The following is a 23,462-nucleotide window of genomic DNA, read 5'->3' as shown; positions in this document are numbered from 1 at the left end:
TCCTGGAAGAGCGTCATGGCGCGGTGTCCTCGGCGAGGACCCGCGCCATGGTGCGTTCGGCGAGGGCCGTGATGGTGACGAAGGGGTTCACGCCGATCGACCCGGGGACGAGCGAGCCGTCGGTGACGTACAGCCGTGGATATCCCTTCACCCGCCCGTAGGTGTCGGTGGCGCTGCCCAGTACGCAGCCGCCGAGCGGGTGGTAGGTGAAGTCGTCGGCGAAGACCTTGCCGCCGGAGCCGAACAGGTCGTAGCGGTAGATCGTGGCGTTGGCCGCGTTGATCCGGTCGAAGAGCTTCTTGGCCATGCCGGCGGAGACGGCGCTCTGGGCGGCGGTCCAGCCGAGCCGCACCGCGCCGGTGGAGGCGTCGTACGAGAACGCCGCCCGCTCGGGGTTCTTGGTGATCGCGAGATACAGGCTGATCCAGTGCTCGAAGCCCATGGGCAGCGGGGCGATCTCCGCGAAGACCGGGTTGTCGGGGTTGGCCCAGTCGTCGATGCCCATGACGGGCATGGTGGCCTGGTCGGCGCCGACGGTGTCCCACATGTGGTTGGCGCGGCCGAGCATGGTGTTGCCGTTGGTGCCCCAGCCGGCGCCCACGGCCGGGGAGAGGTCGGGCAGGGTGCCGGTGTCCCGGGCGCGGACGAGGAGTTCGGTGGTGCCGAGGCTGCCGCCGCCGAGGAACAGGTAGGTGCAGCCGTACTGCCGGGTCCCCACGACGGAGCCGGTGCCGTCGATCCGGTCGGCGGTCACGACGTACGATCCGTCGCCCGCCCTGGTGACCGACGTGACCTTCTCCAGGGTGTGGATGGTGACGTTGCCGGTGCCGAGGGCGGCGGCCAGGTAGGTCTGGTCGAGGCTGCGCTTGCCGTGGTTGTTGCCGTAGATGACCTCGCCGGCGAGCGCGGACTTCGGCGCGGTGCCGGCGGCCTCGCGCCGCATGTGGTCGAAGTCGTAGACGTTCGGCACGAACGTGGTCTTCAGGCCGGCGTTGGCGGCGGCCTTCCGCGAGGTCCGGGTGAACCGGTACCACTCGGTCGACTCGAACCAGGCCGGGTCGACGGAGTTGACGCCGAGCATGGCGCGGGCGCGCGGGAAGTACGTGCCGTACATCTCGCCGGCGTCCACGGCCGGGAACTGCTCGGTGAAGTAGGACCGGGGCGGGGTGACCGCCATGCCGCCGTTGACCAAGGAGCCGCCGCCGACGCCCCGGCCGACGTAGACCGACATGTGGTCGTAGTGCACGCGGTCCAGGACGCCCGGGTAGGGGGTGATGGCCCTGTTGACGACGTCCAGCCAGAGGAAGGTGGCGAGCGGGGCCTCGGTGCGGGTGCGGAACCACATGGAGCGCTGGTCGGGGGCGCTGGTGGAGCAGAACACCTTGCCGTCGGCACCGGCGGTGTTCCACAGCCGGCCCATCTCCAGGACGAGCGTGCGGATGCCGGCCTGGCCGAGGCGGAGGGCGGCGACCGCGCCGCCGTATCCGGAACCGACCACGATCGCAGGGGAGTTGTCGACGGCGGCCGGTTCGACGGCCCGCGCGGACTGGAGACCGATACGGGTGAGACCGAGGGTGGCGGCGGTTTGCAGTGCGGCCACCCCGAGGATGTGACGCCTCGTCAGTTTTGCTGTCATGCGCGCAGCATCGGCGGATTTTCGGGTTCCGCCTAGAGCGCCGGCAGGGGTTCAGAGCAACGCCTTCAGCCTCTCCGCCAGCAGGTCCCAGCGCCACCTCTCCTCCACCCACTGGCGGCCCCGCTCCCCCATGCGGCGGCGCAGTTCGGCGTCGGCCAGCAGCGCCACGATCCGTTCGGCGGTCTGCTCCACCGAGCCGCCCCGGACCACCCAGCCCGTCTCGCCCTCCAGGACCGCGTCCGGGGCGCCGCCCGAGTCGCCCGCGACGACCGGCAGGCCGGTCGCCGACGCCTCCAGGTAGACGATGCCGAGGCCCTCCACGTCCAGGCCGCCGCGCCGGGTGCGGCAGGGCATGGCGAAGACGTCCCCGGCGCCGTAGTGCGCGGGCAGCTCGGACCAGGGCACGGCGCCCGTGAAGCGCACCGAACCGGCGACCCCCGTCTTGTGGGCGAGACGGCGCAGTTCCTTCTCGTACGGTCCGCCGCCGACGATGAGCAGGACGGTGTCCGGCTCGGCGGCCAGGATGCGGGGCATGGCCTGGATCAAGGTGTCCTGGCCCTTGCGCGGGACCAGCCGGGAGACGCAGACGACCACCGGGCGGTCGGTGAGCCCGAGCCGGGCGCGGACCTCGTCGCCGCCGGACGCCGGGTGGAAGGTCTTCTCGTCGACCCCCGGCGGCAGCCGCACCATCCGCGAGGCCGCCGCCGGCGTGAGGGCGGCCGCTATCCGGGAGCGGGTGTACTCGCCGAGGTAGGTGATCGTGTCCGTGGAGTCGCCGATCCGGCGCAGCAGCTGCCGGGCGGCGGGCAGCTGGGCCCAGCCGGCCTCGTGCCCGTGGGTGGTGGCCACCAGCCGTTCGGCGCCGGCCGTCCGCAGCGCAGGCGCCATCAGGCCCAGCGGTGCCGCCGCGCCGAACCACACGGACGTGCACCCGTGCTCGCGGAGCAGCCCGACCGCCCGCCGGGTGGCCTGCGGGGTGGGCAGCAGCATGGTCGTACGGTCGCGTACGACGGTGAAGGGCTGCTCGGCGTCGAAGGCGGCGGTGGCTTCGGCGCCCTCCCGGCCGCGCTTCCAGGTGGAGGCGTAGACGACCAGCCGGCCGGGCTCCAGGCGCAGGGCCATGTTGTGCAGGAAGGCCTGGATGCCGCCCGGCCGGGGCGGGAAGTCGTTGGTCACGATCAGGGTCTTGTGCATCGCCGCCGACCCTACCGAATGGGGCGTTCCCGGTCGGGCGCGGCCGAGTCTGTGGCATGCGCACAGGTGTGCACGTCATCATGGTCGCTCGCAGCGGATGCGAACGGCACGGCGAATCGGCGCGGGAATCGGACAGCAGGGGGATCACGTGGAGACGAAGGGTGCCGGGCGGTCCCTGGCGTGGCTGCTGGCGACCTGGGTCGTCACCCGTGCGGTGCTGCTGCTGTTCGTGTTCCGGGTGTTCGCCTTCCCGGGCCCGGACGTCACCTCGGACGTGTCGGTGATCTACCGCGGCTGGTACGAGGTCCTGCGGCAAGGAACGTTTCCTCTGGACGACGTCACCTGGCAGTACCCGCCCGCCGCGGCCCTGCCCGTCCTCTCCCCCGGCGTCCTGCCCTTCCTGTCGTACGCGCACGCCTTCTTCGTGCTGGCCTGCCTCGCCGACGCCGTCGTCCTGGCCCTGCTGCGCTGCGCGGGCGGACGGCCGGACCGGTCGCCGCGCGGGACCTGGGTGTGGGTGGCGGGCGTGCCGCTGCTCGGGCCGACGGTGTACGCCCGCTACGACGTGATGGTGACCGCGGTGGCCGTGGCGGCGCTGCTGGCCGGAACCCGGCACCCGCGGGTGATGGGCGCCCTGACGGCCTTCGGGGCGCTGCTGAAGGTGTGGCCGGCGCTGCTGCTGGTCGGTGCCGTGCGGCGGCGGGCGTGGGCGTCGGCGGTGGTGACCGCTGCGGGTCTCGCGCTGCTGTTCGCGGTGTCCATGCCGGGCGCCTTCGCGTTCCTGACCTTCCAGCGGGACCGGGGCACGGAGGTGGAGTCGCTGGGCGCCCTGGTCTTCCATGTGGCCCGGCACTTCGGCTGGCGGGGCGAGGTGCTGCTGAACTACGGCTCGATCGAGTTCCTGGGCCCGCACGTCGACCAGGTCAGCACGGCCGCGCTGGCGCTGACCGGGGCCGCGTTCGGCTGGCTGCTGCTGTGGCGGCTGCGCGCGAGCCGGTTCGCGCCGCACACCCTCGCCGACGCGGCGCTGACGGCGGTGCTGCTCTTCACGGTGACCAGCCGGGTGATCAGCCCGCAGTACCTGGTGTGGCTGATCGGCCTGGCCGCCGTCTGCCTCTCGTACCGGGCGAGCCGCATGGGACCGCCCGCGCTGCTGACCGTCCTCGCGTCCTTCGTGACGGTCCTGGAGTTCCCGCTGGGCTTCTCGCACGTGGTGACGAGCGACTGGTACGGCGTCACGCTGCTGGTGGTGCGCAACGGCCTGCTGATCGCGGCCACGGTCACGGCGGCCCGCCGGCTGTGGCGCGCGACCGTCCCGCCGGCCGCGCCCACCCCGCTCCCGCCTCAGGCCACCCGCGCGAAGGAGACCCCGGTCTCCTCCTCCTGACGCCGGGTGGGCCGAGTCCGGCGAGGGCGTGGGCCAGGGGCAGTCGTACGGCGGTCCCCGCAAGGGTGACCCGGAGGAGCACGGGCGCTCCGCCGCCTCGCCGGCCTGCCCGACCAGCGCACCCAGGAAGGCGCGGGCGCCGCCCCGCCGGGTGCCGTCCCTGACCGGGCGGGGCCGCGGGGAGCCGCCGCCGGGCTCCGCCGCGTGGAGTTCCTTCAGGCCCGGCGAGCTTCCTCCACGGCTGCGGGAGGCCATCGGCGTGCTCAGCCGAGCCGCGTCGTGACGTAGGCGCGCCAGCGCGCGGTGAACTCCCGCGGTGTCGTCCCGAGCACCTTCTGAAGTGCCTCCTCCACCGCGCCCGCCCGCTTCCCGTGGGCGCCGACGGCCCGGTAGAAGGCGCCGAGCCGGTCCGCGCCCCACCGCTCGGCGATCATCCGGCAGGCCAGCCAGCCGCCCTCGTAGGCCCGCGCCAGCCGGGCCGGCTCGCGGGTGAAGGCGAAGTCCTCGTCGCCGGGGAGCGCGCCGGGCACCTCGCCGTCCCGGACGGCCCGGGCCAGTTCCGGCGCGATCTCGGCCGGGGTGCGGCCGGTGCCCAGATAGCCGATCCAGTCGGCGTAGCCCTCGGAGAGCCACAGCGGGGTGGCGGCGGTGGTGTCCGCCCGGGTGGCGACATGGGTCGTCTCATGGGTGAGGACGACCTGTCTGCCGGCGTCGCCGAGCACGGCGTACGCCTCCGGGTTGACCAGCACCCGGTCCGCCGGCGTCCGGCCGGAGCCGCCCGTCTCACCCGTGGTGACGGCCGCGATGCCCCGGTAGTCGGCGGCGGGCGAGCCGAGCAGCGCCGCCATGCCCTCCAGGGACGGGGGGACGAGTACGACGATCCGGCGGCTCCAGTTCCGGCCCCACGCTCCGGAGACGGCCGGGACCGCCCGGTCGGCCAGCCGCGCGTACGGCCGCAGGCCGGCGGCGGACCCCCCGGCGCCGAGGACCAGGCTGTGCGCGCCCTGCACGGCGGTCACCGTGCCCTGGTCCCACAGCTGCTGCCCGGCCTTCCGGGCGGGCTTGTCGGCGGTGACGTACCAGTGGCCGTCGGCGGCGCGGCCCAGGGTGAGGGTGCGGCGGGCGTCGACGGGGGCCTTGTCGTAACCGGCGACGCGGTAGCGCAGGTCGGCGTCGGCGGTGGCGCCGGAGGCGGTGCGGCGCAGGGCGGTGACCCGGTAGCTCCAGGAGGCCAGCGGGAGGGCGCGCAGCCGGGTGTACTCGGTGCGGGTGCCGGTCGCGCCGTACGCCGTCTCGTCGTGGCCGAGCAGGGCCGCCGCGCGCCGGTCGAGCACCCGCTGCACCTCGGCCCGCGCGGAGTCGGTCACCGTGTGCCCGCCGCACCCGGTCAGCGGCAGCAGCAGAGCGAGCCCCACGGCCCCGATCTCCCACGCCCGCCTACGACCAGCCATTTCCCGATCGTACGGCGAGGAGGGCGGTCAGGGCCGGGTGACCGAGGAGACCGGCATCATCCCGACCGGGTCGTAGCGCACCGGAGCGCCGGGGTGGGGGGCGTGGATGACCTGGCCGTTGCCGGCGTACATCGCCACATGGCTGGCGTCGGAACGGTAGACGACCAGGTCACCGGGGCGGACCTGGGAGAGCGGCACCTGCCGGCCGGCGAACCGCTGCTCCTGCGAGGTGCGCGGCAGTTGGACGCCGGCGTGCGCGTACGCCCACTGCGTCAGGCCCGAACAGTCGAAGCCCGAGGGGCCGTTGGCGCCCCACACATAGGGGCGGCCGAGGGCGGAGCGGGCGGCGGCCAGGGCCGCGGCGGCCCGGCCGTCGGGGACGGGGGCGCCGGTCAGGTCGGGCAGGTCGGTGCGGCCGCCGCGGGAGGCCCGGTCGTAGGCCGCGCGTTCGGCGGCGGGCAGGGCGTTGATCAGCCGCCGGGCCCGGGCCAGCTTCTGCTCCACGGTCCGCTTGTGCGCGGCCACGGCCTCGCGGCTCTTCTCCAGCTCGGCGAGCTTCCCGGCCGCCTCCGCGCGCTCCTGGGCGAGGTCGCGCAGCGCGGACTGCAACTCCCCCAGCCGGCGGGCCTGCCGGGCGCCGATGCGGTCGAGCGTGGACGCCTTGTCCAGGTAGTCGTCGGGGTCGGCGGAGAAGAGCAGGGCGACCGCCGGATCGATGCCGCCGGAGCGGTACTGGGCGCCGGCCAGCGAACCCAGCTGCTCCCGCAGGTCGTTGACGCGCTGCTGCTGCCGGGCGACGTGGTCCTGGGCGTCCCGGACCTCCCGGCGCAGCAGGCCGGCGCGCTCGTCGGCCTTGTCGAAGGCCTGGGTCGCCTTCTCGGCCTCCTCGTACAGGCGGTCCACCTCGGTCCGGGTGTCGGCACCCGGTACCGCCTGCGCCGGTACGGCGCCGAGCGTGGCGGCGGCCGACAGCACACACAGGGCGACGGCACCCCGGTCGAATCCGGACGGGGCAAGGCGGCGATGGGACCCCACGGCAGTCCTAACTGCTGGCGGACACAGACCGTTTCCCCGGCGCCTGGGGACGGGGAGGCCCCGGCGCCGGGGAAACGCGGCAGACAGTAGCCGTGCGGACGGCCCCGGACCAAAGACCTAGGAGTCAACACAGGGTGACGCCCCGCCGCTGACGCAGGTCACCGGCGGGGCGTGGAGTCAGTTTGCGTTTCGGCGATTCGCCCGTTCGGGCGCCACCGTGTCCGCGTGTCGCCGGGTGTCAGACCCGGACGCCGAACATGAACGGGCCACCGATGGTCGTCATGGACTCGTACCGGACGACCGTGCCGGTGCGCGGGGCGTGCAGGATCTGGCCGTTGCCCGCGTAGAGGCCGACGTGGTGCAGGTCGTTGAAGAAGAAGACCAGATCGCCGACCTTGAGGTCGCTCTGGTTGTAGATCCTCGTACCGATCTGCGCCTGCGCCTCGGAGGTGCGCGGGATGGAGACGCCGGCCTGGGCGTAGGCCCAGGAGGTCAGTCCCGAGCAGTCGAAGGAGGAGGGGCCGGTGGCGCCGTAGACGTAGGGCGAGCCGAGCCGGGTCTGGGCGGCGGAGAAGGCCGCCTGGGCGAAACCGGATCCGGGCGGGGCGTCGCCGAGGTCCACGCGCTCGGTGGAGGAGCGGTTGGCGCGCTGCTGCTCCTCGGCGAGCTGCGCCTTCTCCTTGGCGGTCAGGGAGTTCAGGAGCTTCTGCGCCTCGGCGAGCTTGCTCTGGACTTCCTTCTTCTTGTTGCCCAGCTCGGTGCGGGTGGCGGAGAGGTCCTTGAGCTTCTCGGTGGCTTCCGCCCGCTCCTGGGCGAGTTCGCGCTGCTTGTCCTGGATCTTCTTCAGCGCGTCGACCTGCTGGCTGCTCAACTGGTCGAGCGTGGACGCCTTGTCGAGGTAGTCGTCCGGGTCGGACGACAGGAACAGCTGGACCGAGGCGTCGATGCCGCCGGAGCGGTACTGGGCGGTGGCCAGCGAACCCAGGCCGTCGCGCAGCTTGTTGAGCTCCTCCTGGCCGCGGGCGACGTTGTCCTGGATGGTGGAGATTTCCTTCTGCAGCTTCTGCTGCTTCTCCTTGGCGCCGTTGTACTTCTCGGTCGCCTGCTCGGCCTGCTCGTAGAGCTTGTCGACCTTTGCCTTCACCTCGTCCTTGCTCAGCTTCTCGCTGGGGGCGGCGTTGGCGGCGTTCGCGCTCAGCGCGACGGCAGCGGCGGCTGCGGTGGTCAGCACGGTCACACGGGTGCGACTCGGCTGCTTGGGTCGACGGTGGGACGCCACGGAGGACGAACTCCTTCTTGTGAGTGATCACCCGTTCGGAGGTTCGAGCCCAGACCCTAGTGACCTCGTTGTGATCAGTTCAAATCCCACAGCAAAAAATCTCGTCACACAGTGCATTCTTTGCACGCAACTCACATGCAGTGAGAGCCGGTTGACACTACGTTGCGTGACGATACGGCCAATTCGGGCATCACCTACGCCCGTTGGACCTTCAGGACAGTCGCTTCAGAAGTACCGCAGAGGCCACCGGTCGGGCACCCGCCTTCGCGACCCCGTCGGCCACCTCGCGGTCGGTGGAGGCGACGATGACCGGACGCCCCGGCGGCTCCGCGCGCACCAGCTGGCGGATCAGCTCGTCGGCCGTGACGCCCGGCTTGGAGAACAGCACCCGCACTCCGCGGGGCGGCGCGAGCAGCACCGGCGCGGCGAGTTCGGCGCCGTCGAAGACACACGTCACCTCGGCCCCGGTCTGCGCGGCGAGCGCGGAGAGCTGGCCCAGCAGCCGCAGCCGCTGCTTCTCCAGCGGCATCTGCGGATAGCCGGTCTTGGTCACGTTGTAGCCGTCGACGACCAGATGCGCCTGCGGCAGGGCGAGCAGTTGGTCGAGAATGGCCGGATCGTTCTCCGACAGGGCGCGCGCCGCGATGTCCTTCGGGGTCATCCGGCCCGGTTCGACGGCGTCCACGGTCTCGGCCGGGCGCACGGACACCGGAGGCAGGGCCAGTTCGCGCCGCAGCCCCTGGGTCGCCTCCAGCAGGGTGTCGAGCAGCAGCCGTACCCGCATGTCCTCCACGCTGCGGCCCTCCCGGGCCGCCCGGCGGGTGGCCTCCAGCGCGGCCTCCGCCTCGGCCAGGCGGGCCTTGAGCCGCCGGGACTCGCTCTCCGCGGCCGACACCTGCGCCTGCGCCTCGGCGCGTACGGCGTCCATCTCGCCCTGCGCCTTGCGCAGGGCGGCCTCGCCCCGCTTGACGTCACTGTGGGCGGCGCGCAGCTTGCGGTGAAGCGATTCCGCTTCCTTCCGGGCCGACTCCAGCTCCGTACGCAGCCGTTCGGTCTCGGCGCGGGTGTGGTCGCGGGCCTGCGCCAGTTCCGCGCGCAGCCGCTCCAGCTCGGCCCGGTTCTCCTCGTCGGCGCGCTCGGCGTGCGCGCGCTGGGCCTCCTCGCCGGCCGCGGTGACCAGCTTCACCCAGCCCGCCGGGCGCAGTACATAGGCCGCGGCCGCCACGTCGAGCGGGTCCGCGGCCGGGGGCGGGGAGCCGGCGTCGAGGGCGCCGGCGAGTTCCGGTTGCGCCTCTCTGAACCGCTCCCCGATCCGCTGCCGGAACAGGGGATCGGTCTCCAGGGCCGCCGCCATCGCGTTTCCGGCGAACTTCGCCCGGCGATTGGGGGCGAACCGGGCGTACTGCCTGAGCTGGGCGGGCAGTTCGGCCACGGTCAGCCCGCCGAAGCCGTCCGACACGATCTGTACGACCCGCTTGCGCACGCCGTCGGGCAGCGGACGGTCAAGCACCTCAGCGGTGCCGTCGCCCGGCCCCCCGCCTGCGGTCTCCACCATCCGTCACACCCCAATACCGGAATAAGCCTCTCCGGGGGCCGCTCCGCTCAGGAGCCGGCGCCCGGCCTGTCCACGAGTTCCACCTGGTCCACCGCGTTGCACCAGCGGCAGCGCACCGATTCGATGGTCTCACTGACCACCTCGCGCTCCTCCACCGTCGGCTCGCCCGCCAGATCGAGGTGGACGTACTCGACGACCTTGGACGAGCGGGTCACGTCGAAGCGCGTGAGGTTGCCGCACAGCGTGCAGCGCCATCGTGTCGTGGCCGTCGGCAGGGGAACCGTCATGATGACTGTTCTCTTCCTTCTCGTGTCGGTCCGCGCCGTCCCCCGACGCGTGTGGCTCGTAACCCTACGGCCTGGCGGGCGCCCGCCGCCCGTCCGTCCACGGCGGCGAGGCGGTCTGTCAGCAAGCGTCCCGTTACGTCATGCTCTGTAGTCATGATCAGCACCTGGAGCACGGCGGCCGGCAGGACACTCAAAGCGGTCCGGGGCACCTCGGCACCGATGACGCACGGCCTCATCGTCCTGTGCGGTCTGCTCTTCGCCCTCGGCCCGGCCTCCGGACTGGTCCCCGGGTACGGCTCCGGGGACGCGCTGCTCGCCGCGCAGCGGGCGTACTTCCGGCACTGGGGCGTGGTCCCGGCCGAGCTGTTCGACGGCCCGGCCGGGGCCGCGCTCACCCCGGCCACCGCGCTGTTCGTGCACGGCAGCTGGGTGCATCTGCTCGGCAACATGCTCTTCCTCTTCGTCTTCGGGGCGATGACCGAGGAACGGATGGGCCGGGTGGAGTTCACCCTGTTCTACGTCGGCTGCGGCTATCTCGCCCTGCTGGGGTACGCGGCGGCCAACGCGGCCTCCGAGGAGTCGCTCGTCGGCGCCTCCGGGGCAGTCTCGGCGGTCCTCGGAGCGTTCCTCTACCTTTTCCCCCGCGCCCGTGTGACCAGTCTCCTGCCGTTCCTGTTCTTCCTGCCGCTGCGCTTCCCGGCCTGGGTGGTGCTGCCGTCCTGGGCGGCCCTGCAGTGGCTGGCGGCGGGACGCGCCTCCGACGGCCCCGGGGTGGCGTATCTGGCGCACCTGGTGGGGTTCGGGCTGGGCTTCGGTTACGCGTGGGTGCGATACGGAAAGAAGAAGGGCCCGAAGGGCGGCCTCGGAAGGGCGGTGGTGGGCGACGGGCGGGCGGCGGGCGGGCGACTAGAGTGAAAGCCGCCCCAGCTCCGGTCACCGAGGGAGAGAAACAGCCGTGATCACCGCGATCGTTCTGATCAAGACCAGCGTGGACCGGATCCCCGAGATCGCGGAGCAGATCGCTTCGCTGGATTCGGTGAGCGAGGTGTTCTCCGTCACCGGTACGTACGACCTGATCGCGATGGTCCGGGTGCGGGAGCACGAGAACCTCGCCGAGATCATTCCGGGGCGGATCAGCAAGATCCCCGGGGTGGAGGCCACGGACACGCACGTCGCGTTCCGCACCTACTCCCAGCACGACCTGGAGGCCGCGTTCGCGATCGGCCTCGACAACTAGGGACGACCAGGGACGGCTACCCGCTCACGTCCACCACGGCGATCCCGGTGCCCGAGGGGACGTAGAGCCGGCCGCCGCGCGCGACCGGCGTGTGCTGGTCGTCGCCCGCGTCCCGGCCCAGGACCGCGCTCCAGCGCTTCGTCCCGTTCAGGTCCAGCGCACAGACCTTCTCGCCCGCACGCGCGTACACGGTGCCACCGGCCACCACCGCCCGGGGACCGGCCGAGCCGCCCTCGAAGCCGTACCTCCAGGCACGGGAGCCGTCGGCCGCCCGGACGGCGTACACGCCACCCTGTTCGGCGCCGACGGCGAGCGTACGGCTGCCCCCGGTCAGGATGCCGCCGTCGTCCTCCTTGCGCCACAGCCGCCGGCCGTCCGTGACGCGGAAGCCCTCCAGTCCGGCGGCGGAGTCCGTGAACAGGGTCGTGCCCGCGAGAGCCAGGGCGGTCACGTCGGTGCCCGCGGACACCTGCCACTTCCGCGAACCGTCCCGCGCGTCCAGCGCCAGCAGGACGTCGCCGTAGCTGCCCGTGCAGACCGTCCCGGCCGAGACGAGCGGGGTGCCGGTGGGGCCGGCCGGGGTCCTGGCGGTCCAGTTCTCGCTGCCGTCGGCGGCGTAGCAGCGCAGCCCGCCCGTGTCCGTGCCGCCGACGGAGACGAGGACGCCCTGGCCGAGCAGGACGGGGACGGCGTACCGCTGGTCGCCGAGGGTGCGGGTCCACAGCGGGCTGCCGGACGGGCTCACCGCGGTCAGCCGGCGCGTGTCCTCGGAGTGGAGGCCCACCACGCAGTACACGGCGTCCCGGGTGGCCACGGGTGTGGAGACGTCGTCGCCGAGCCGGACCTTCCAGCGCTTGGAGCCGTCCCGGGAGATCGCGTGCAGCACGCCGCCGGAGGTGCCCGCGTAGACGACGGAACCGTCCGGGGAGAGCGCGCAGCAGGCCCCGTCCAGACCGCCGATGCCGCCGAGGTCGTACTGCCAGCGCAGCACCGCCGCGGGGGTGGTGCCGTGGGCCGACGGCGCCGATGAGCGGTCGCTGTCGCCACTGCTCTCGGTACCGAACCCGTACTCCCACAGCCAGTCACCGGCCCCCACCCCGGCCGCGGCGACGGCTCCCCCGGCGAGTAGCTTGAGGAGCCGACGGCGACCGGGGGCCACGGGACCCGGACGGCGGCCGGGGGTGGTCAAGTCGGTGGGGGCGGCCGCCACCGCGGAGCCGGTAGGGGTGGCCGCGCTGGTCGGGTCGGCAGGGACGGCCGAACCGGCCGGGCCTGCCGCGGGGGCCGCCGAGCCGGTAGGAGTGGCCGCTACCGCCGAGCCGTCCGGGACGGCGCGGGACGGCGCGCCGGCCGCGTCGGCGGGGACGGCCGAACCCGCCGGGGCTGCCGCGGAGGCCGAGCCGGGAGTCGCCGAACCGTAGGGGGTGGCGCGGGAGGCCGAGTCGGCCGGGAGGGCAACGGCCGCCGAGCCGGTAGCAGTGGCCGCCACCGCCGAGCCGTCCGGGACGGCGCGGGCCGCCGCGCCGGCCGCGTCGGCGGGGACGGCCGAACCCGCCGGGGCTACCGCCGGGGCCGCCGAGCCGGGAGTCGCCGAACCGTAGGGGGTGGCGCGGGAGGCCGAGTCGTCCGGGAGGGCAACGGCCGCCGAGCCGGTAGGAGTGGCCGCCACCGCCGAGCCGTCCGGGACGGCAGGGGCCGCCGCGGCGGTGGGGGTGGCGGGTTGGGGGGCCAGGTACTCCACGCCGCTGGGGCGGTCGTCCGGGGCCGGGCGGGGCCGGGCCGCGGGGCCGTACCAGCCCGGGCGGACGGCGGCGCGCAGGGCGTCCGGGGTGAAGCCGGCGCCCGCCACCACCTCCGCCGGCTCCGGGCGCTCCAGCGGGTCCTCGCGCAGACAGGCCGTCACCAGCGGACGGATGTCCTCCGGCACGCCGGACAGGTCGAAGTCGCGGGTGAGGACGCGCAGCAGGACCACCGAGTCCCGGCCCTCGCCGAACGGCTCCCGGCCGGCCGCCGCGTAGGCGAGGACCGCGCCGAGGGAGAAGACGTCGCTGGGCGGGCCGACCTGGCCGCCGTTGCGGATCTGCTCCGGCGAGACGTAGCCGACCGAGCCGACGACCGCGCCGGTGCGGGTCAGCGAGGTGGCCTCCAGCGCCCGGACGATCCCGAAGTCGATGACCCGGGGCCCGTCCGGGCCCAGCAGGATGTTCGACGGCTTCAGGTCGCGGTGGACCAGACCCTTGGCGTGGATGGCCCCCAGCGCCTCGCCGAGCGCGGCGCCGAGGATCCGGACGGCGGGGACGGGCAGCGCGCCGTGGTCCAGGACGGCGTCCCGCAGGTTCGGTCCGGACACGAACTCCGTTGCCATCCACGGCCGTTCGGCCGCCGTGTCGGCGTCCACGACCCGTGCGGTGTAGGTGTCCGCGCCGCCGACGGTCTGGGCGGCGCGGACCTCGTGGCGGAAGCGGGCGCGGAAGGTGCGGTCCTCGGCGTGCTCGGCCCGTACGACTTTCACCGCGAGCCGCAGTCCGGTGCGGGACTCGGCGAGGTAGACCTCGCCCATGCCTCCCGCGCCCAGTCTGTGCGTGGTGGTGTACGGGCCGATGTGGCGCGGGTCTGTGGCGCGCAGCGGCTGCACTGACGGGGTCCCCCTGTCCGACGTGGTGTCAAGGGGAGGTTATAGCGCTGCTCAGACCGCCGGCACGCAGCGGCCGTCCTCCGTGCGGTACTGCCACTTCGCGCCCTGGGCCACCAGCTCCTTGACGGCGTTCACGAAGCGCTCCACGTGCTCGTCCGGCGTGCCCGCGCCGAAGCTGACGCGGATGGCGTTGAGGGACTTCTCGCCGGGGGCCGCCTCGGGGGCGCCGCACTCGCCCTGGGTCTGCGGGTCGCTGCCGAGCAGGGTGCGGACCAGGGGGTGGGCGCAGAAGAGGCCGTCGCGGACGCCGATGCCGTACTCGGCGGAGAGCGCGGCGGCGAAGTGCGAGCTGTTCCAGCCCTCGACGACGAAGGAGAGGACGCCGACGCGCGGGGCGTCGTCCCCGAAGAGGGACAGCACGCGTACCTCGGGCACGTCGGCCAGGCCCTCGCGGACCTTGGCGATCAGGTGCTGTTCGCGGGCGACGAGGGTGTCCCAGCCGGCCTCGGTGAGGGCCTTGCAGGCGGAGGCGATGGCGTAGGCGCCGATGACGTTCGGGGAGCCGGCCTCGTGGCGGGCCGCGGTCTGGTGCCACTCGACGGCCACGCCGCCGTCCTCGCGCCGGGTGACCTTGCGGCTGGCACCGCCGCCCGCGAGGTACGGCTCGGCCGCCTGGAGCCAGTCGGCGCGGCCGGCCAGGACTCCGGAGCCGAAGGGTGCGTACAGCTTGTGGCCGGAGAAGGCGACCCAGTCGACGTCCAGGTCACGGAGGTCCACCGGGTGGTGCGGGGCCAGCTGTGCGGCGTCCAGGACGATGCGGGCGCCGTGCGCGTGCGCGGCGGCGGCCAGTTCGCGCACCGGCCACAGCTCACCGGTGACGTTGGAGGCTCCGGTGACGCAGACCAGGGCCGGGCCGTGAGGGTCGCGGTCGGCGAGGGCCCGCTCCAGGGTCTCCACGGCCTGCCGCGGGGTGCGCGGGGCGTCGAGGTAGCTGACCCGCGCGTCCTGCCAGGGCAGCAGGGAGGCGTGGTGCTCGGTCTCGAAGACGAAGACCTGGCAGTCCGCCGGGATCGCCCGGGCCAGCAGGTTGAGGGAGTCGGTGGTCGAACGGGTGAAGATCACCTGGTCGGCCGGGCGGCAGCCGAGGAAGTCGGCGACCGTCTTGCGGGCGTTCTCGAACAGGTCGGTGGAGAGCTGGGAGAGGTAGCCGGCGCCGCGGTGGACGCTGCCGTAGTACGGGGCGTACGCGGCGACGTCGTCCCAGACGCGCTGGAGGGCGGGGGCGCTGGCCGCGTAGTCCAGGGCGGCGTAGCTGACTTCGCCGCCGGTGACCAGCGGGACGGTGACATCTCGCCCCAGAACGGGCAGAGGGGTGCAAACGGACTGGTCGGCGGCAGCGGTGGAGACAGACATGGCGGAACTCCCGTGACAGGAACGCGAGAAGAGAGAAAAGGGGTGTGCGGAGGCGGGGCTCTGCGGCCCTAACGCATTCGCTTGCTCACGGAAGGCTCCCTCGAACGACCAGGACCCCTGGTATGCGAGGGGTCCGCGCTTGCCGTAGGCCTTGCTGCCGTACGGCCTGGTCTTCACCCGGGGCACCCCGCCACGGACGGAGGGTTGCCGGACAGTCGGCCGGGGCCTCATGACTGTCACTCATGACCTGGTTCAGGAACGTACGTGAAGTGATCGTCGTCCCGCAACCCGTGTCCGGATCGCGGGACGGCTCCCGGGGGCGTCAGGCGTTGCTGACGGCCACCCAGCGGTCCAGGGCGCGCTTGGCCGCGCCCGAGTCGATCGACTCCGCGGCCCGCGCCATGCCCGCGCGGATCTGCTCGGTGAGCGGCGCGTCCGTCGGCTCCAGGGCCACCAGCGCCGCCGCCGAGTTCAGCAGGACGGCGTCCCGTACGGCCCCCCTCTCGCCGTCCAGCAGCCGGCGGGCGACCTCGGCGTTGTAGGAGGCGTCGGCACCGCGCAGGGCGTCCACGGGGACCAGGTCGATGCCGACCTCGCGCGGGTCGAAGACCTCCTCCGTGACCTTGCCGTCCCGGACCACCCACACCCGGGAGGAGGCGGTGACGGTCAGCTCGTCCAGGCCGTCGTCGCCCCGGAAGACCAGCGCGGAGTTGCCGCGCTCGGCGAGGACACCGGCGACGATCGGCGCCATGCGGGGATCCGCGACACCGACGGCCTGGGACCGCACCTGCGCGGGGTTGGTCAGCGGACCCAGCACGTTGAACGTGGTGCGGATGCCCAACTGCCCGCGTGCGGGGGCGACATGACGCAGGGACGGGTGGAACCGCACCGCGAAGCAGATGGTGATGCCGGCCTCCTCGGCCACCTCGGCCACCCGCCGCGGGGTCAGGTTCAGGTTGATCCCCAGCTTCTCCAGGACGTCGGAGGAGCCGGAGGCGGAGGACGCGGCGCGGTTGCCGTGCTTGACGACCTTGGCCCCCGTGCCGGCCACGACGATCGAGGACATGGTGGAGATGTTCACCGTCTTGGCGCCGTCGCCGCCGGTGCCGACGATGTCGACGGCCGGGCCGGGCACCTCGATGACGTTCGCGTGCGCGTACATCGTCCGGACCAGTCCGGTGATCTCCTGGACCGTCTCGCCCTTGGCCCGCAGCGCCACCATGAAGCCCGCGATCTGCGCGTCGGTCGCCTCCCCGCGCATGATCAGGTCCATCGCCCAGGCGGTGTCGTCGGCGGACAGGTCCCGGCCGTCCAGCAGACCGTTCAGCAGGGCGGGCCAGGAGCGGCCCGCCGCGGTGTCGCCTCCAGCGGGGGTCACAGCGCTCATCAGCCGCTCCTTGAACAGATTCCTGCTTGCGTCGTACACCACCCTATCCAGCCCCGGGCACGCGAAGGACCCCGTCCGCAACCCGGACGGGGTCCTTCAGCGTGGCGTGGCGACGCGGGGATCAGTGGTGGCCGTGGCCGCTCGTGATCTCCTTGTACTCCTCGACGGTCGGCTTCGGGATCTGGTTGTCCTCGCCGAAGTAGGCGTTGGACAGCTTCGCCCGCAGCTTCTGAGAGGCCGGGATCTTGCGCTCGACCCCGTTCTCGTCGACCGTCGGACCGATCTCGGCCGGCTGGTACTGCTCGTGCGAGGTGAGCGTGTGCAGCTGCTCCTGGCTGAGCGGCTCGTGCACCTCGATGAACTCACCGTGCGGCAGCCGCTTGATGATGCCGGTCTCGCGGCCGTGCAGCACCTTGTCGCGGTCGCGGCGCTGGAGGCCCAGGCAGATCCGCTTGGTGACGATGAACGCGATGACCGGAGCCACGAAGTAGGCGATCCGGACGAACCAGGTGACCGCGTTGATCGACAGGTGGAAGTGCGTGGCGAAGATGTCGTTGCCGCCACCGATCAGCATCACGAAGTACACGGTCAGCCAGGCGACACCGAACGCCGTACGGGTCGGAGCGTTGCGCGGGCGGTCCAGGATGTGGTGCTCGCGCTTGTCGCCGGTGACCCAGGCCTCGATGAACGGGTACGCCGCGATCGCGCCGAGGATCACGCCGAAGAGCACCAGCGGGATGAACACGCCCAGGACCAGCGTGTGGCCCCAGAAGTTGATCTCCCAGCCCGGCATGGCGCGGATCAGGCCCTCGGCCATACCCATGTACCAGTCCGGCTGGGCGCCGGTGGACACCTGGTCCGGGCGGTAGGGGCCGATGGCCCAGATCGGGTTGATCTGCGCGATGGCCGCGAGGGCCGCGAGCACACCGAAGACCAGGAAGAAGAAGCCGCCGGCCTTCGCCATGTACACCGGCAGCAGCGGCATGCCGACGACGTTCTTGTTCGTCTTGCCGGGACCCGTGAACTGCGTGTGCTTGTGGTAGAAGACCAGGATCAGGTGGCCCACCACCAGGCCCAGCATGATGCCCGGCAGCAGCAGGATGTGGATCGAGTAGAAGCGGGCCACGAAGTCGCCGCCCGGGAACTCACCGCCGAAGAGGAAGAACGAGATGTACGTGCCGACGATCGGCACGGACAGGATCGCGCCCTCCATGAAGCGGACGCCGGTGCCGGAGAGCAGGTCGTCCGGGAGCGAGTAACCGGTGAAACCGGTGAACATGCCCAGGACGAGCAGCAGGAAGCCGAACAGCCAGTTGACCTCACGCGGCTTGCGGAACGCGCCGGTGAAGAACACGCGCATCATGTGCACGAACATGCCGGCGATGAAGACGACCGCACCCCAGTGGTGGATCTGCCGGATGAGCAGACCACCGCGCACGTCGAAGGAGATGTGCAGGGTCGAGCTGAACGCCTCGGACATCAGCTGTCCCTGGAGCGGGACGTACGAGCCGTGGTACTCCACCTCGTTCATCGACGGGTGGAAGAACAGCGTCAGATAGACACCCGTCAGGATGATGATGATGAAGCTGTAGAGGCAGACCTCACCCAACATGAACGACCAGTGGTCGGGGAAGATCTTGCGCATGTTGGCCTTGGCCAGGGAGTAGATCCCGAGCCGGCCGTCGGCCCAGTCGGCGAGACGCTCGCCGGCCGGTGCCTTCCCGCGAGAGCGGGGGGTCTCGTTCGCTGAAGTACTCATCCGCGCTCCCAGAATGCAGGACCGACGGGCTCCTCGAAGTCGCCGAGCGCCTGGAGGTAACCCTCACTGTCCACACCGATGCGCAGCTGCGGCAGGGCGTGGCCGGCGGGGCCGAAGATCACTCGGGCACCGTCGGAGAGGTCGAAGGTGGACTGGTGGCACGGGCACAGCACGTGGTGCGTCTGCTGCTCGTACAGGGAGATCGGGCAGCCGACGTGGGTGCAGATCTTCGAGTACGCGACGATGCCCTCGTGCGACCACTCCAGCTCGCGCTTGTCCTTGATGTTGCCCGGCTGGAGCCGGACGATCATCAGGGCGGCCTTGGCGATCTCCGTCTGGAACTCCTCGGAGTGCTCCTCCAGGCCGTCCGGCTTGGCGAAGGTGAGCGAGCCGACGGAGACGTCCTCGGGACGCAGCGGCTGGTTCGTGTTCATGTTGACCAGGCGCTTGCCCTTGGCCCACATGGTGTGGCGGAGCTTGGTCCCCGGCGCCGGGCCGAGACCGCCGAGCAGCATGACACCGGAGAGCGGCACCAGGGCCAGCGCGCCGAACATGGTGTTGCGGATCAGCTTGCGGCGGCCGAGCGCCGACTCCTTGGCGCCCTGGCGGAAGTCCGCGTGGACCTTCGCCCGGACGTCGGAGGGAGCCTCGATCGGGTGACGGTCGTCGGCGATCTCCTCGTCGGACATCAGGGTGCGGGCCCAGTGGACCGCGCCCGCGCCGATGCAGAACAGCGCCACACCGAGGGTCAGACCGAGCGCGAAGTTCAGCGCGTTGATGTGCCCGATCGGGAAGACGAAGACCGACTTGTCGTGCGGGACCGCCAGGTACGCGACGATGAAGCCGATGGTGGCCAGCATCGACACCGTGAACAGCAGGGCCACCACGCGCTCGGACCGCTTGGCGGCCCGCTCGTCGATGTCCTGGATCCGGTGCTCGTGCGGCGGCAGCCCCGGGTCCGCGAACGGGTTCTCCTCGTCCGCGATGCCTACCGCGCCGTGCGCGTGGTCCTGCTCAGCGGGCAGGTTCTCTTCTGGAATGTCTTGGCTACTCATGACTTCTTGGCCTTTGCGGTCCGAGCGGCGACCCAGACGGCGACCACGATGAGCGTGCCGAGGCCGAAGATCCAGCCGAACAGACCCTCACTGACCGGCCCGAGGCCGCCCAGCTCCAGACCACCCGGGTTCTCGGTCTTGTCGCCGTTGACCGCGTTCAGGTACGCGATGATGTCCTTCTTGTTCTTCTCCGACAGCGTGGTGTCGGGGAAGGACGGCATGTTCTGCGGGCCCGTCTGCATGGCCTCGTAGATGTGCTTGGGAGCGACACCCTCCAGGTCCGGCGCGAACTTGCCCTTGGTCAGGGCGCCGCCCTTGCCGGTGAAGTTGTGGCACTGCGCGCAGTTGGTGCGGAACAGCTCGCCACCCTTGGCGATGTCCGCGCCCGCGGGGCCGTACTGCTGCTTCGTGGGCACGCTCGGGCCGGCGCCCAGCGAGGCGATGTACGCGGCGAGCTGGTCGATCTGGGCCTGCGTGTAGATGTTCTTCTTGCGCGGGACCTGGGCGCCCTGCGAGGTGGCGGCGGGCATACGGCCGGTGCCGACCTGGAAGTCGACGGCCGCGGCGCCCACGCCGACGAGGCTCGGGCCGTCGGAGGAGCCCTGGCCACCGGTGCCGTGGCAGCTGGCGCAGCCGACCTCGTAGAGCTTCTTGCCCTCCTTGATGGTCAGGGACTGGGAGGTTTCATCGGCCTGCGCCTTGCCCGCGGGCGCGAACGCGGCGTACAGCCCCCCAGTGGCCGCCAGCGCGAGGAGTAGGACGACGACCGCCGCCAGCGGATGGCGTCGTCGTGCGGAGAGCTTTTTCACGGATTACCCCGGTGTCAGGATCTTCTGCGTCGGTGCTTCTGGATGTGCGGGAGCGGTCCCGGCTACTTGATCAGGTAGATCGTGGCGAAGAGGCCGATCCAGACGACATCGACGAAGTGCCAGTAGTAGGACACGACGATGGCGGCGGTCGCCTGCTCGTGGGTGAACCTCTTGGCCATGTAGGTACGGCCGAGGACCAGCAGGAAGGCGATGAGACCGCCCGTCACGTGCAGGCCGTGGAAGCCGGTGGTCAGGTAGAACACCGAGCCGTACGGGTCGGAGGACAGCGAGATGCCGTCCTTCTTCACCAGCTCCGTGTACTCGTAGATCTGACCGCCGATGAAGATCGCACCCATGATGAAGGTGAGGATGAACCAGCCACGGAGCTTCTTCACATCGCCGCGCTCGGCCGCGAACACGCCGAGCTGGCAGGTGAGGGAGGAGAGCACCAGGATCGTGGTGTTCGTGGCGGAGAAGGGCACGTTGAGTGCCTCCGCCATCTCCTTCCAGTGAGCCGGTCCGGTCACCGACCGGAGGGTGAAGTACATCGCGAAGAGGGCCGCGAAGAACATCAGCTCGGAACTCAGCCAGATGATGGTTCCGACGCTGGTGAGGTTCGGCCGGTTGACCGACGGGTGCGCGTGCCCGGTTTCTACTGTCGTTGCTGTCGCCACGACCGACATTATGTCGGTCGCTTATCTCGCGCTCACTCCGGGGGGTGCCGTTCGGAGTGTTGCCACCCGGGAGACCGGTGTTGACGTGGTGTTCATGGGGACGATGGCGGGAGTAACATCCGCCGGAACGGGCCCGCCCGTCCTGTCCGTACGACGCCGACGTCTCGGAGGAACAATGCAGCCGACCGCCACGGTGCTGGTCTACAGCGACGACTCCAACACCCGCGAGCAAGTACGGCTGGCCGCCGGGCGTCGGCCGGCGCCCGACGTCCCCCTGGTCGAGTTCGTGGAGTGTGCGACTCCGCAGGCGGTGCTGCGGGAGCTGGACAAGGGCGGCATCGACGTCTGCGTGCTCGACGGCGAGGCCGTGCCGATGGGCGGCATGGGGGTGTGCCGGCAGATCAAGGACGAGGTGTTCAACTGTCCGCCGGTGCTGCTGCTCATGGGGCGCCCGCAGGACGCGTGGCTGGCCACGTGGAGCCGGGCCGACGCGGCGGTCACCCTGCCGGTGGATCCGGTGGAGTTCGCCTCCGCCCTGGCCTCTCTGCTGCGTCAGCGACGACTGGTGGGCGCCTAGCGGGGTGGGGCGACGGGTTCGTGGGCGAGTGCGGGCCGGTGGGTCCTCTTCGCTCAGTTCCCCGCGCCCCTTCATCATGCCGCCGCCGGCTGGATGCGTAGCGCGTCTCCCGGAGCCGGGCCCTCCGGTTTGCCGTTGAAGAGGGCGCTGCCCTGACGCCACTTCTGCCAGTCGACGTTCCAGTCGCCGAAGCCGTTGCCGAAGGGCTCCATTTCGTCGCCGTTGGAGTTGACGACCTTGACGATGTCGCCCTCGCGGACGGTGTCGAAGAACCACTCGGCGTTGGACGTGCTCATACCGGTGCAGCCGTGGCTGACGTTGGCGTACCCCTGGTCGCCCACCGACCAGGGGGCGGCGTGGACGTACTCGCCCGACCAGGTGACCCGGGTGGCGTAGTAGACCGGCAGGTCGTAGGAGTCGGCGCTGCCCTCGGCGATGCCGACCGTGGTGCCGCGCATGCGTACGAAGTACTGCTTGGCCAGGACCACCTTGACGCCGTTACGGGTCTCGAAGCCGGGCTTGCCCGTCGTGACGGGGATCTGGTTGATCTCCTGGCCGTTCTTGTAGACCGTCATCTGGTGTGCGGCGGCGTCCGTGACGGCCTCGATCCGGTCACCGGTGGTGATCTTCAACGGCTTGGACGCGCCGCCCCACAGCCGGTCGCCGATCTTGACGCCGTCCAGGTTGCTGTGGACCTGGATGGTGGCGTGAACGGGCCAGTAGTCCTTGGGGCGGTAGTGGAGTTCCTTGTTGTCGACCCAGTGCCAGGCGCCCTGCACGGCCGGCGTGGACTCCACCCGGAGGGCCCGTTCCACGACGGCGCGCTGCGCCTTGTCCTTGATCTCGTGGTCGAGTTGGGCCGTGATCGGCTGTCCGACGCCGTAGGTGCCCTTCTCCGGCCCGAACGTGACGTTCAGGCGCTGCTTGCTGGTCGGCTGGCTGGTGTCGAACGTGAGGACCTTGCGGCCGGGCGCGCCGTCCTCGTCCTCGGTGCTCACCGTGACCGTGTAGTGGGCGTTGGCGGCCAGCGGGGAGGTGCTGTGCCAGCGGCTGCCGTCGGCGGCGAGTTCGCCCGCCACATGGCGCCCTGTGGAGTCCTGGGCGGTGACGTCCGTGATGCGGCCCTCGTCGCTGTTGGCGGTCACCTCCAGGGGTTTGTCCGGGTCGGCCCGCTTCCCCGCTTCGGTGGGGCCGTTGAAGGAGATCAGGCCCGCTGCGTCGTACGGCCTGGCCGACAGGGGGTTGCCGTCCGAACCGCAAGCGGTGACGCCCGCGCCGAGGGCGGTCACCAGCAGCGTGCAGCTGACGACGGTGCGGGTCCGCGGAGTGTGGTTCATATGATCACGCTATGAGATGGAGGGCTTACCGGCATGGCAGGTAACCCCTACGAGCGAACGGCACTGCGGCAAAGGAAGGACACGCCGGAGCAGCCGGAAAGCCGGGAGCCCGGACCCCCCTGATGGAGGGTCCGGGCTCCCGGCGCGTTGATGCGGGTTCTACTGGGTGCGGTTCTCACCGTGGTAGTACTCGAACACCCAGCCGAAGATGCCGATCACGATGAACGGGGCGGCGAAGTAGATCAGCCACCAGCCGACCGCGATGCTGAGGAAGGCGACGGCACCGCCGAAGCCCAGCATGAGCGGCTGCCAGCTGTGCGGGCTGAAGAAGCCCAGCTCGCCCGCGTCGTCCGCGACGTCGGCCTCCTTGTCGTCCTGGGCGCCCGCGTCGACCCGCCGGGCGGTGAAGCCCAGGTAGAAGCCGATCATGACGCTCAGGCCGAAGGCCAGGAAGAGCGCGGTGGTACCGGCCGGCTCCTTCGACCACACGCCATACACGATGGCCATGATCAGAATGAAGACGCTCAGCCAGATGAACATCCGACCCTGGATCTTCACTTGCCGGCCTCCTTGCTGCCCGCGACGGCGGTGCCGTGACCGGCGTGCTCAAGCTGTTCGAGCGCGGCGATCTCAGGGTGGTGCAGGTCGAACGCCGGGGATTCGCTGCGGATCCGCGGCAGGGTGAGGAAGTTGTGCCGGGGCGGCGGGCAGGAGGTCGCCCACTCCAGCGAGCGGCCGTAGCCCCACGGGTCGTC

20 protein-coding genes, 1 pseudogene and 1 riboswitch are annotated in these 23,462 nt (G+C 71.6%); of the genes and pseudogenes, 4 read left to right on the top strand and 17 right to left on the bottom strand.

The window, feature by feature from the left end; genetic code table 11:
* Window positions 1-13 precede the first annotated feature (13 nt).
* Both AB0L21_RS00105 and AB0L21_RS00100 read right to left on the bottom strand, forming a co-directional pair.
* A complete protein-coding gene (locus AB0L21_RS00105) occupies window positions 14-1,636 on the bottom strand; it encodes a GMC oxidoreductase (RefSeq protein ID WP_365698620.1) in 1,623 nt (540 codons plus the stop codon).
* A gap of 51 nt (window positions 1,637-1,687) precedes the next feature.
* Window positions 1,688-2,830 carry a glycosyltransferase family 4 protein gene (locus AB0L21_RS00100; RefSeq protein WP_365781307.1) on the bottom strand — a complete coding sequence of 381 codons (1,143 nt, stop codon included), beginning with the start codon at window positions 2,828-2,830 and terminating at the stop codon, window positions 1,688-1,690.
* Window positions 2,831-2,978: 148 nt separating this feature from the next.
* Between AB0L21_RS00100 and AB0L21_RS00095 the strand changes: the two genes are divergently transcribed.
* A complete protein-coding gene (locus AB0L21_RS00095) occupies window positions 2,979-4,217 on the top strand; it encodes a glycosyltransferase family 87 protein (protein WP_365781305.1) in 1,239 nt (412 codons plus the stop codon).
* A gap of 263 nt (window positions 4,218-4,480) precedes the next feature.
* Here AB0L21_RS00095 and AB0L21_RS00090 read toward each other — a convergent pair whose 3' ends face one another.
* From AB0L21_RS00090 to AB0L21_RS00070, 5 genes are all read right to left on the bottom strand, one after another.
* Window positions 4,481-5,668: a hypothetical protein gene (locus tag AB0L21_RS00090; RefSeq protein ID WP_365698617.1), complete on the bottom strand. Its 1,188-nt coding sequence runs from the start codon at window positions 5,666-5,668 to the stop codon at window positions 4,481-4,483.
* A 27-nt stretch (window positions 5,669-5,695) separates the two neighbouring features.
* A complete protein-coding gene (locus AB0L21_RS00085) occupies window positions 5,696-6,703 on the bottom strand; it encodes an NlpC/P60 family protein (RefSeq protein ID WP_365698616.1) in 1,008 nt (335 codons plus the stop codon).
* 238 nt (window positions 6,704-6,941) lie between these two features.
* Complete coding sequence (locus tag AB0L21_RS00080) at window positions 6,942-7,982, bottom strand: NlpC/P60 family protein (protein ID WP_365698615.1); 1,041 nt, start codon at window positions 7,980-7,982, stop codon at window positions 6,942-6,944.
* A 211-nt stretch (window positions 7,983-8,193) separates the two neighbouring features.
* On the bottom strand, window positions 8,194-9,537 hold the full coding sequence (locus tag AB0L21_RS00075) for an NYN domain-containing protein (RefSeq protein WP_365698614.1): 1,344 nt from the start codon (window positions 9,535-9,537) through the stop codon (window positions 8,194-8,196).
* A 47-nt stretch (window positions 9,538-9,584) separates the two neighbouring features.
* Complete coding sequence (locus AB0L21_RS00070) at window positions 9,585-9,824, bottom strand: hypothetical protein (RefSeq protein WP_014672226.1); 240 nt, start codon at window positions 9,822-9,824, stop codon at window positions 9,585-9,587.
* A 153-nt stretch (window positions 9,825-9,977) separates the two neighbouring features.
* Here AB0L21_RS00070 and AB0L21_RS00065 point away from each other — a divergent pair, with 153 nt between their 5' ends.
* Both AB0L21_RS00065 and AB0L21_RS00060 read left to right on the top strand, forming a co-directional pair.
* Window positions 9,978-10,739: a rhomboid family intramembrane serine protease gene (locus AB0L21_RS00065; protein WP_365781303.1), complete on the top strand. Its 762-nt coding sequence runs from the start codon at window positions 9,978-9,980 to the stop codon at window positions 10,737-10,739.
* A gap of 40 nt (window positions 10,740-10,779) precedes the next feature.
* Entirely contained in the window at window positions 10,780-11,061 is a 282-nt protein-coding gene (locus tag AB0L21_RS00060; protein ID WP_365781301.1) for an Lrp/AsnC ligand binding domain-containing protein, read from the top strand.
* A 16-nt stretch (window positions 11,062-11,077) separates the two neighbouring features.
* On the opposite strand, the gene AB0L21_RS00055 is transcribed toward AB0L21_RS00060, so the two are convergent.
* The 7 genes from AB0L21_RS00055 to AB0L21_RS00025 form a co-directional block, all read right to left on the bottom strand.
* Window positions 11,078-13,696 carry a PQQ-binding-like beta-propeller repeat protein gene (locus tag AB0L21_RS00055; protein WP_365781299.1) on the bottom strand — a complete coding sequence of 873 codons (2,619 nt, stop codon included), beginning with the start codon at window positions 13,694-13,696 and terminating at the stop codon, window positions 11,078-11,080.
* Between the two features lie 51 nt (window positions 13,697-13,747).
* Window positions 13,748-15,109, bottom strand: a complete 1,362-nt coding sequence (locus AB0L21_RS00050) for an aminotransferase class V-fold PLP-dependent enzyme (protein ID WP_365781297.1) — start codon at window positions 15,107-15,109, stop codon at window positions 13,748-13,750.
* Window positions 15,110-15,239: 130 nt separating this feature from the next.
* Window positions 15,240-15,357, bottom strand: a riboswitch (SAM riboswitch).
* Window positions 15,358-15,431: 74 nt separating this feature from the next.
* Complete coding sequence (gene trpD / locus AB0L21_RS00045; RefSeq protein ID WP_365781295.1) at window positions 15,432-16,496, bottom strand: anthranilate phosphoribosyltransferase; 1,065 nt, start codon at window positions 16,494-16,496, stop codon at window positions 15,432-15,434.
* 121 nt (window positions 16,497-16,617) lie between these two features.
* Window positions 16,618-18,255 carry a cytochrome bc complex cytochrome b subunit gene (locus AB0L21_RS00040; protein WP_365698609.1) on the bottom strand — a complete coding sequence of 546 codons (1,638 nt, stop codon included), beginning with the start codon at window positions 18,253-18,255 and terminating at the stop codon, window positions 16,618-16,620.
* Window positions 18,252-19,310: a Rieske 2Fe-2S domain-containing protein gene (locus AB0L21_RS00035; protein WP_365698608.1), complete on the bottom strand. Its 1,059-nt coding sequence runs from the start codon at window positions 19,308-19,310 to the stop codon at window positions 18,252-18,254. The genes AB0L21_RS00040 and AB0L21_RS00035 overlap by 4 nt, the downstream gene beginning before the upstream one ends.
* Window positions 19,307-20,119 carry a c-type cytochrome gene (locus AB0L21_RS00030; RefSeq protein WP_365698607.1) on the bottom strand — a complete coding sequence of 271 codons (813 nt, stop codon included), beginning with the start codon at window positions 20,117-20,119 and terminating at the stop codon, window positions 19,307-19,309. Before AB0L21_RS00030 ends, AB0L21_RS00035 begins: the two co-directional genes overlap by 4 nt.
* 62 nt (window positions 20,120-20,181) lie before the next feature.
* Entirely contained in the window at window positions 20,182-20,802 is a 621-nt protein-coding gene (locus AB0L21_RS00025; protein ID WP_014672235.1) for a heme-copper oxidase subunit III, read from the bottom strand.
* Between the two features lie 166 nt (window positions 20,803-20,968).
* On the opposite strand from AB0L21_RS00025, the gene AB0L21_RS00020 reads away from it, so the two are divergent.
* Window positions 20,969-21,370, top strand: a complete 402-nt coding sequence (locus tag AB0L21_RS00020; protein ID WP_030641905.1) for a two-component system response regulator — start codon at window positions 20,969-20,971, stop codon at window positions 21,368-21,370.
* 74 nt (window positions 21,371-21,444) lie between these two features.
* Here the strand turns inward: AB0L21_RS00020 and AB0L21_RS00015 are convergent, their stop codons facing one another.
* From AB0L21_RS00015 to AB0L21_RS00005, 3 genes and pseudogenes are all read right to left on the bottom strand, one after another.
* Window positions 21,445-22,707 carry an Ig-like domain-containing protein gene (locus tag AB0L21_RS00015; RefSeq protein WP_365698606.1) on the bottom strand — a complete coding sequence of 421 codons (1,263 nt, stop codon included), beginning with the start codon at window positions 22,705-22,707 and terminating at the stop codon, window positions 21,445-21,447.
* Between the two features lie 159 nt (window positions 22,708-22,866).
* Window positions 22,867-23,265 (bottom strand): cytochrome c oxidase subunit 4, encoded by a 399-nt coding sequence (locus AB0L21_RS00010; RefSeq protein WP_365698605.1) that lies wholly within the window; start codon window positions 23,263-23,265, stop codon window positions 22,867-22,869.
* Window positions 23,262-23,462: pseudogene (locus AB0L21_RS00005) on the bottom strand (cytochrome ubiquinol oxidase subunit I); the annotation flags it as partial. The pseudogene AB0L21_RS00005 and the gene AB0L21_RS00010, both read right to left, overlap by 4 nt.

Origin of the sequence: Streptomyces sp. NPDC052721 (assembly GCF_040678315.1) — a bacterium.
Taxonomy (GTDB): Bacteria; Actinomycetota; Actinomycetes; order Streptomycetales; family Streptomycetaceae; genus Streptomyces.
The sequence above is the reverse complement of the archived record's forward strand: the minus strand, read 5'-3'. Positions and strand labels throughout refer to the sequence as shown.

Coding starts and splice junctions, on each gene's coding strand:
- AB0L21_RS00020 (WP_030641905.1), top strand. CDS start 20,969: ATGCAGCCGACCGCCACGGTGCTGGTCTACAGCGACGACTCCAACACC.
- AB0L21_RS00050 (WP_365781297.1), bottom strand. CDS start 15,109: ATGTCTGTCTCCACCGCTGCCGCCGACCAGTCCGTTTGCACCCCTCTG.
- AB0L21_RS00070 (WP_014672226.1), bottom strand. CDS start 9,824: ATGACGGTTCCCCTGCCGACGGCCACGACACGATGGCGCTGCACGCTG.
- AB0L21_RS00100 (WP_365781307.1), bottom strand. CDS start 2,830: ATGCACAAGACCCTGATCGTGACCAACGACTTCCCGCCCCGGCCGGGC.
- AB0L21_RS00025 (WP_014672235.1), bottom strand. CDS start 20,802: ATGTCGGTCGTGGCGACAGCAACGACAGTAGAAACCGGGCACGCGCAC.
- AB0L21_RS00090 (WP_365698617.1), bottom strand. CDS start 5,668: ATGGCTGGTCGTAGGCGGGCGTGGGAGATCGGGGCCGTGGGGCTCGCT.
- AB0L21_RS00035 (WP_365698608.1), bottom strand. CDS start 19,310: ATGAGTAGCCAAGACATTCCAGAAGAGAACCTGCCCGCTGAGCAGGAC.
- AB0L21_RS00105 (WP_365698620.1), bottom strand. CDS start 1,636: ATGACAGCAAAACTGACGAGGCGTCACATCCTCGGGGTGGCCGCACTG.
- AB0L21_RS00075 (WP_365698614.1), bottom strand. CDS start 9,537: ATGGTGGAGACCGCAGGCGGGGGGCCGGGCGACGGCACCGCTGAGGTG.
- AB0L21_RS00040 (WP_365698609.1), bottom strand. CDS start 18,255: ATGAGTACTTCAGCGAACGAGACCCCCCGCTCTCGCGGGAAGGCACCG.
- AB0L21_RS00065 (WP_365781303.1), top strand. CDS start 9,978: ATGATCAGCACCTGGAGCACGGCGGCCGGCAGGACACTCAAAGCGGTC.
- trpD (WP_365781295.1), bottom strand. CDS start 16,496: ATGAGCGCTGTGACCCCCGCTGGAGGCGACACCGCGGCGGGCCGCTCC.
- AB0L21_RS00015 (WP_365698606.1), bottom strand. CDS start 22,707: ATGAACCACACTCCGCGGACCCGCACCGTCGTCAGCTGCACGCTGCTG.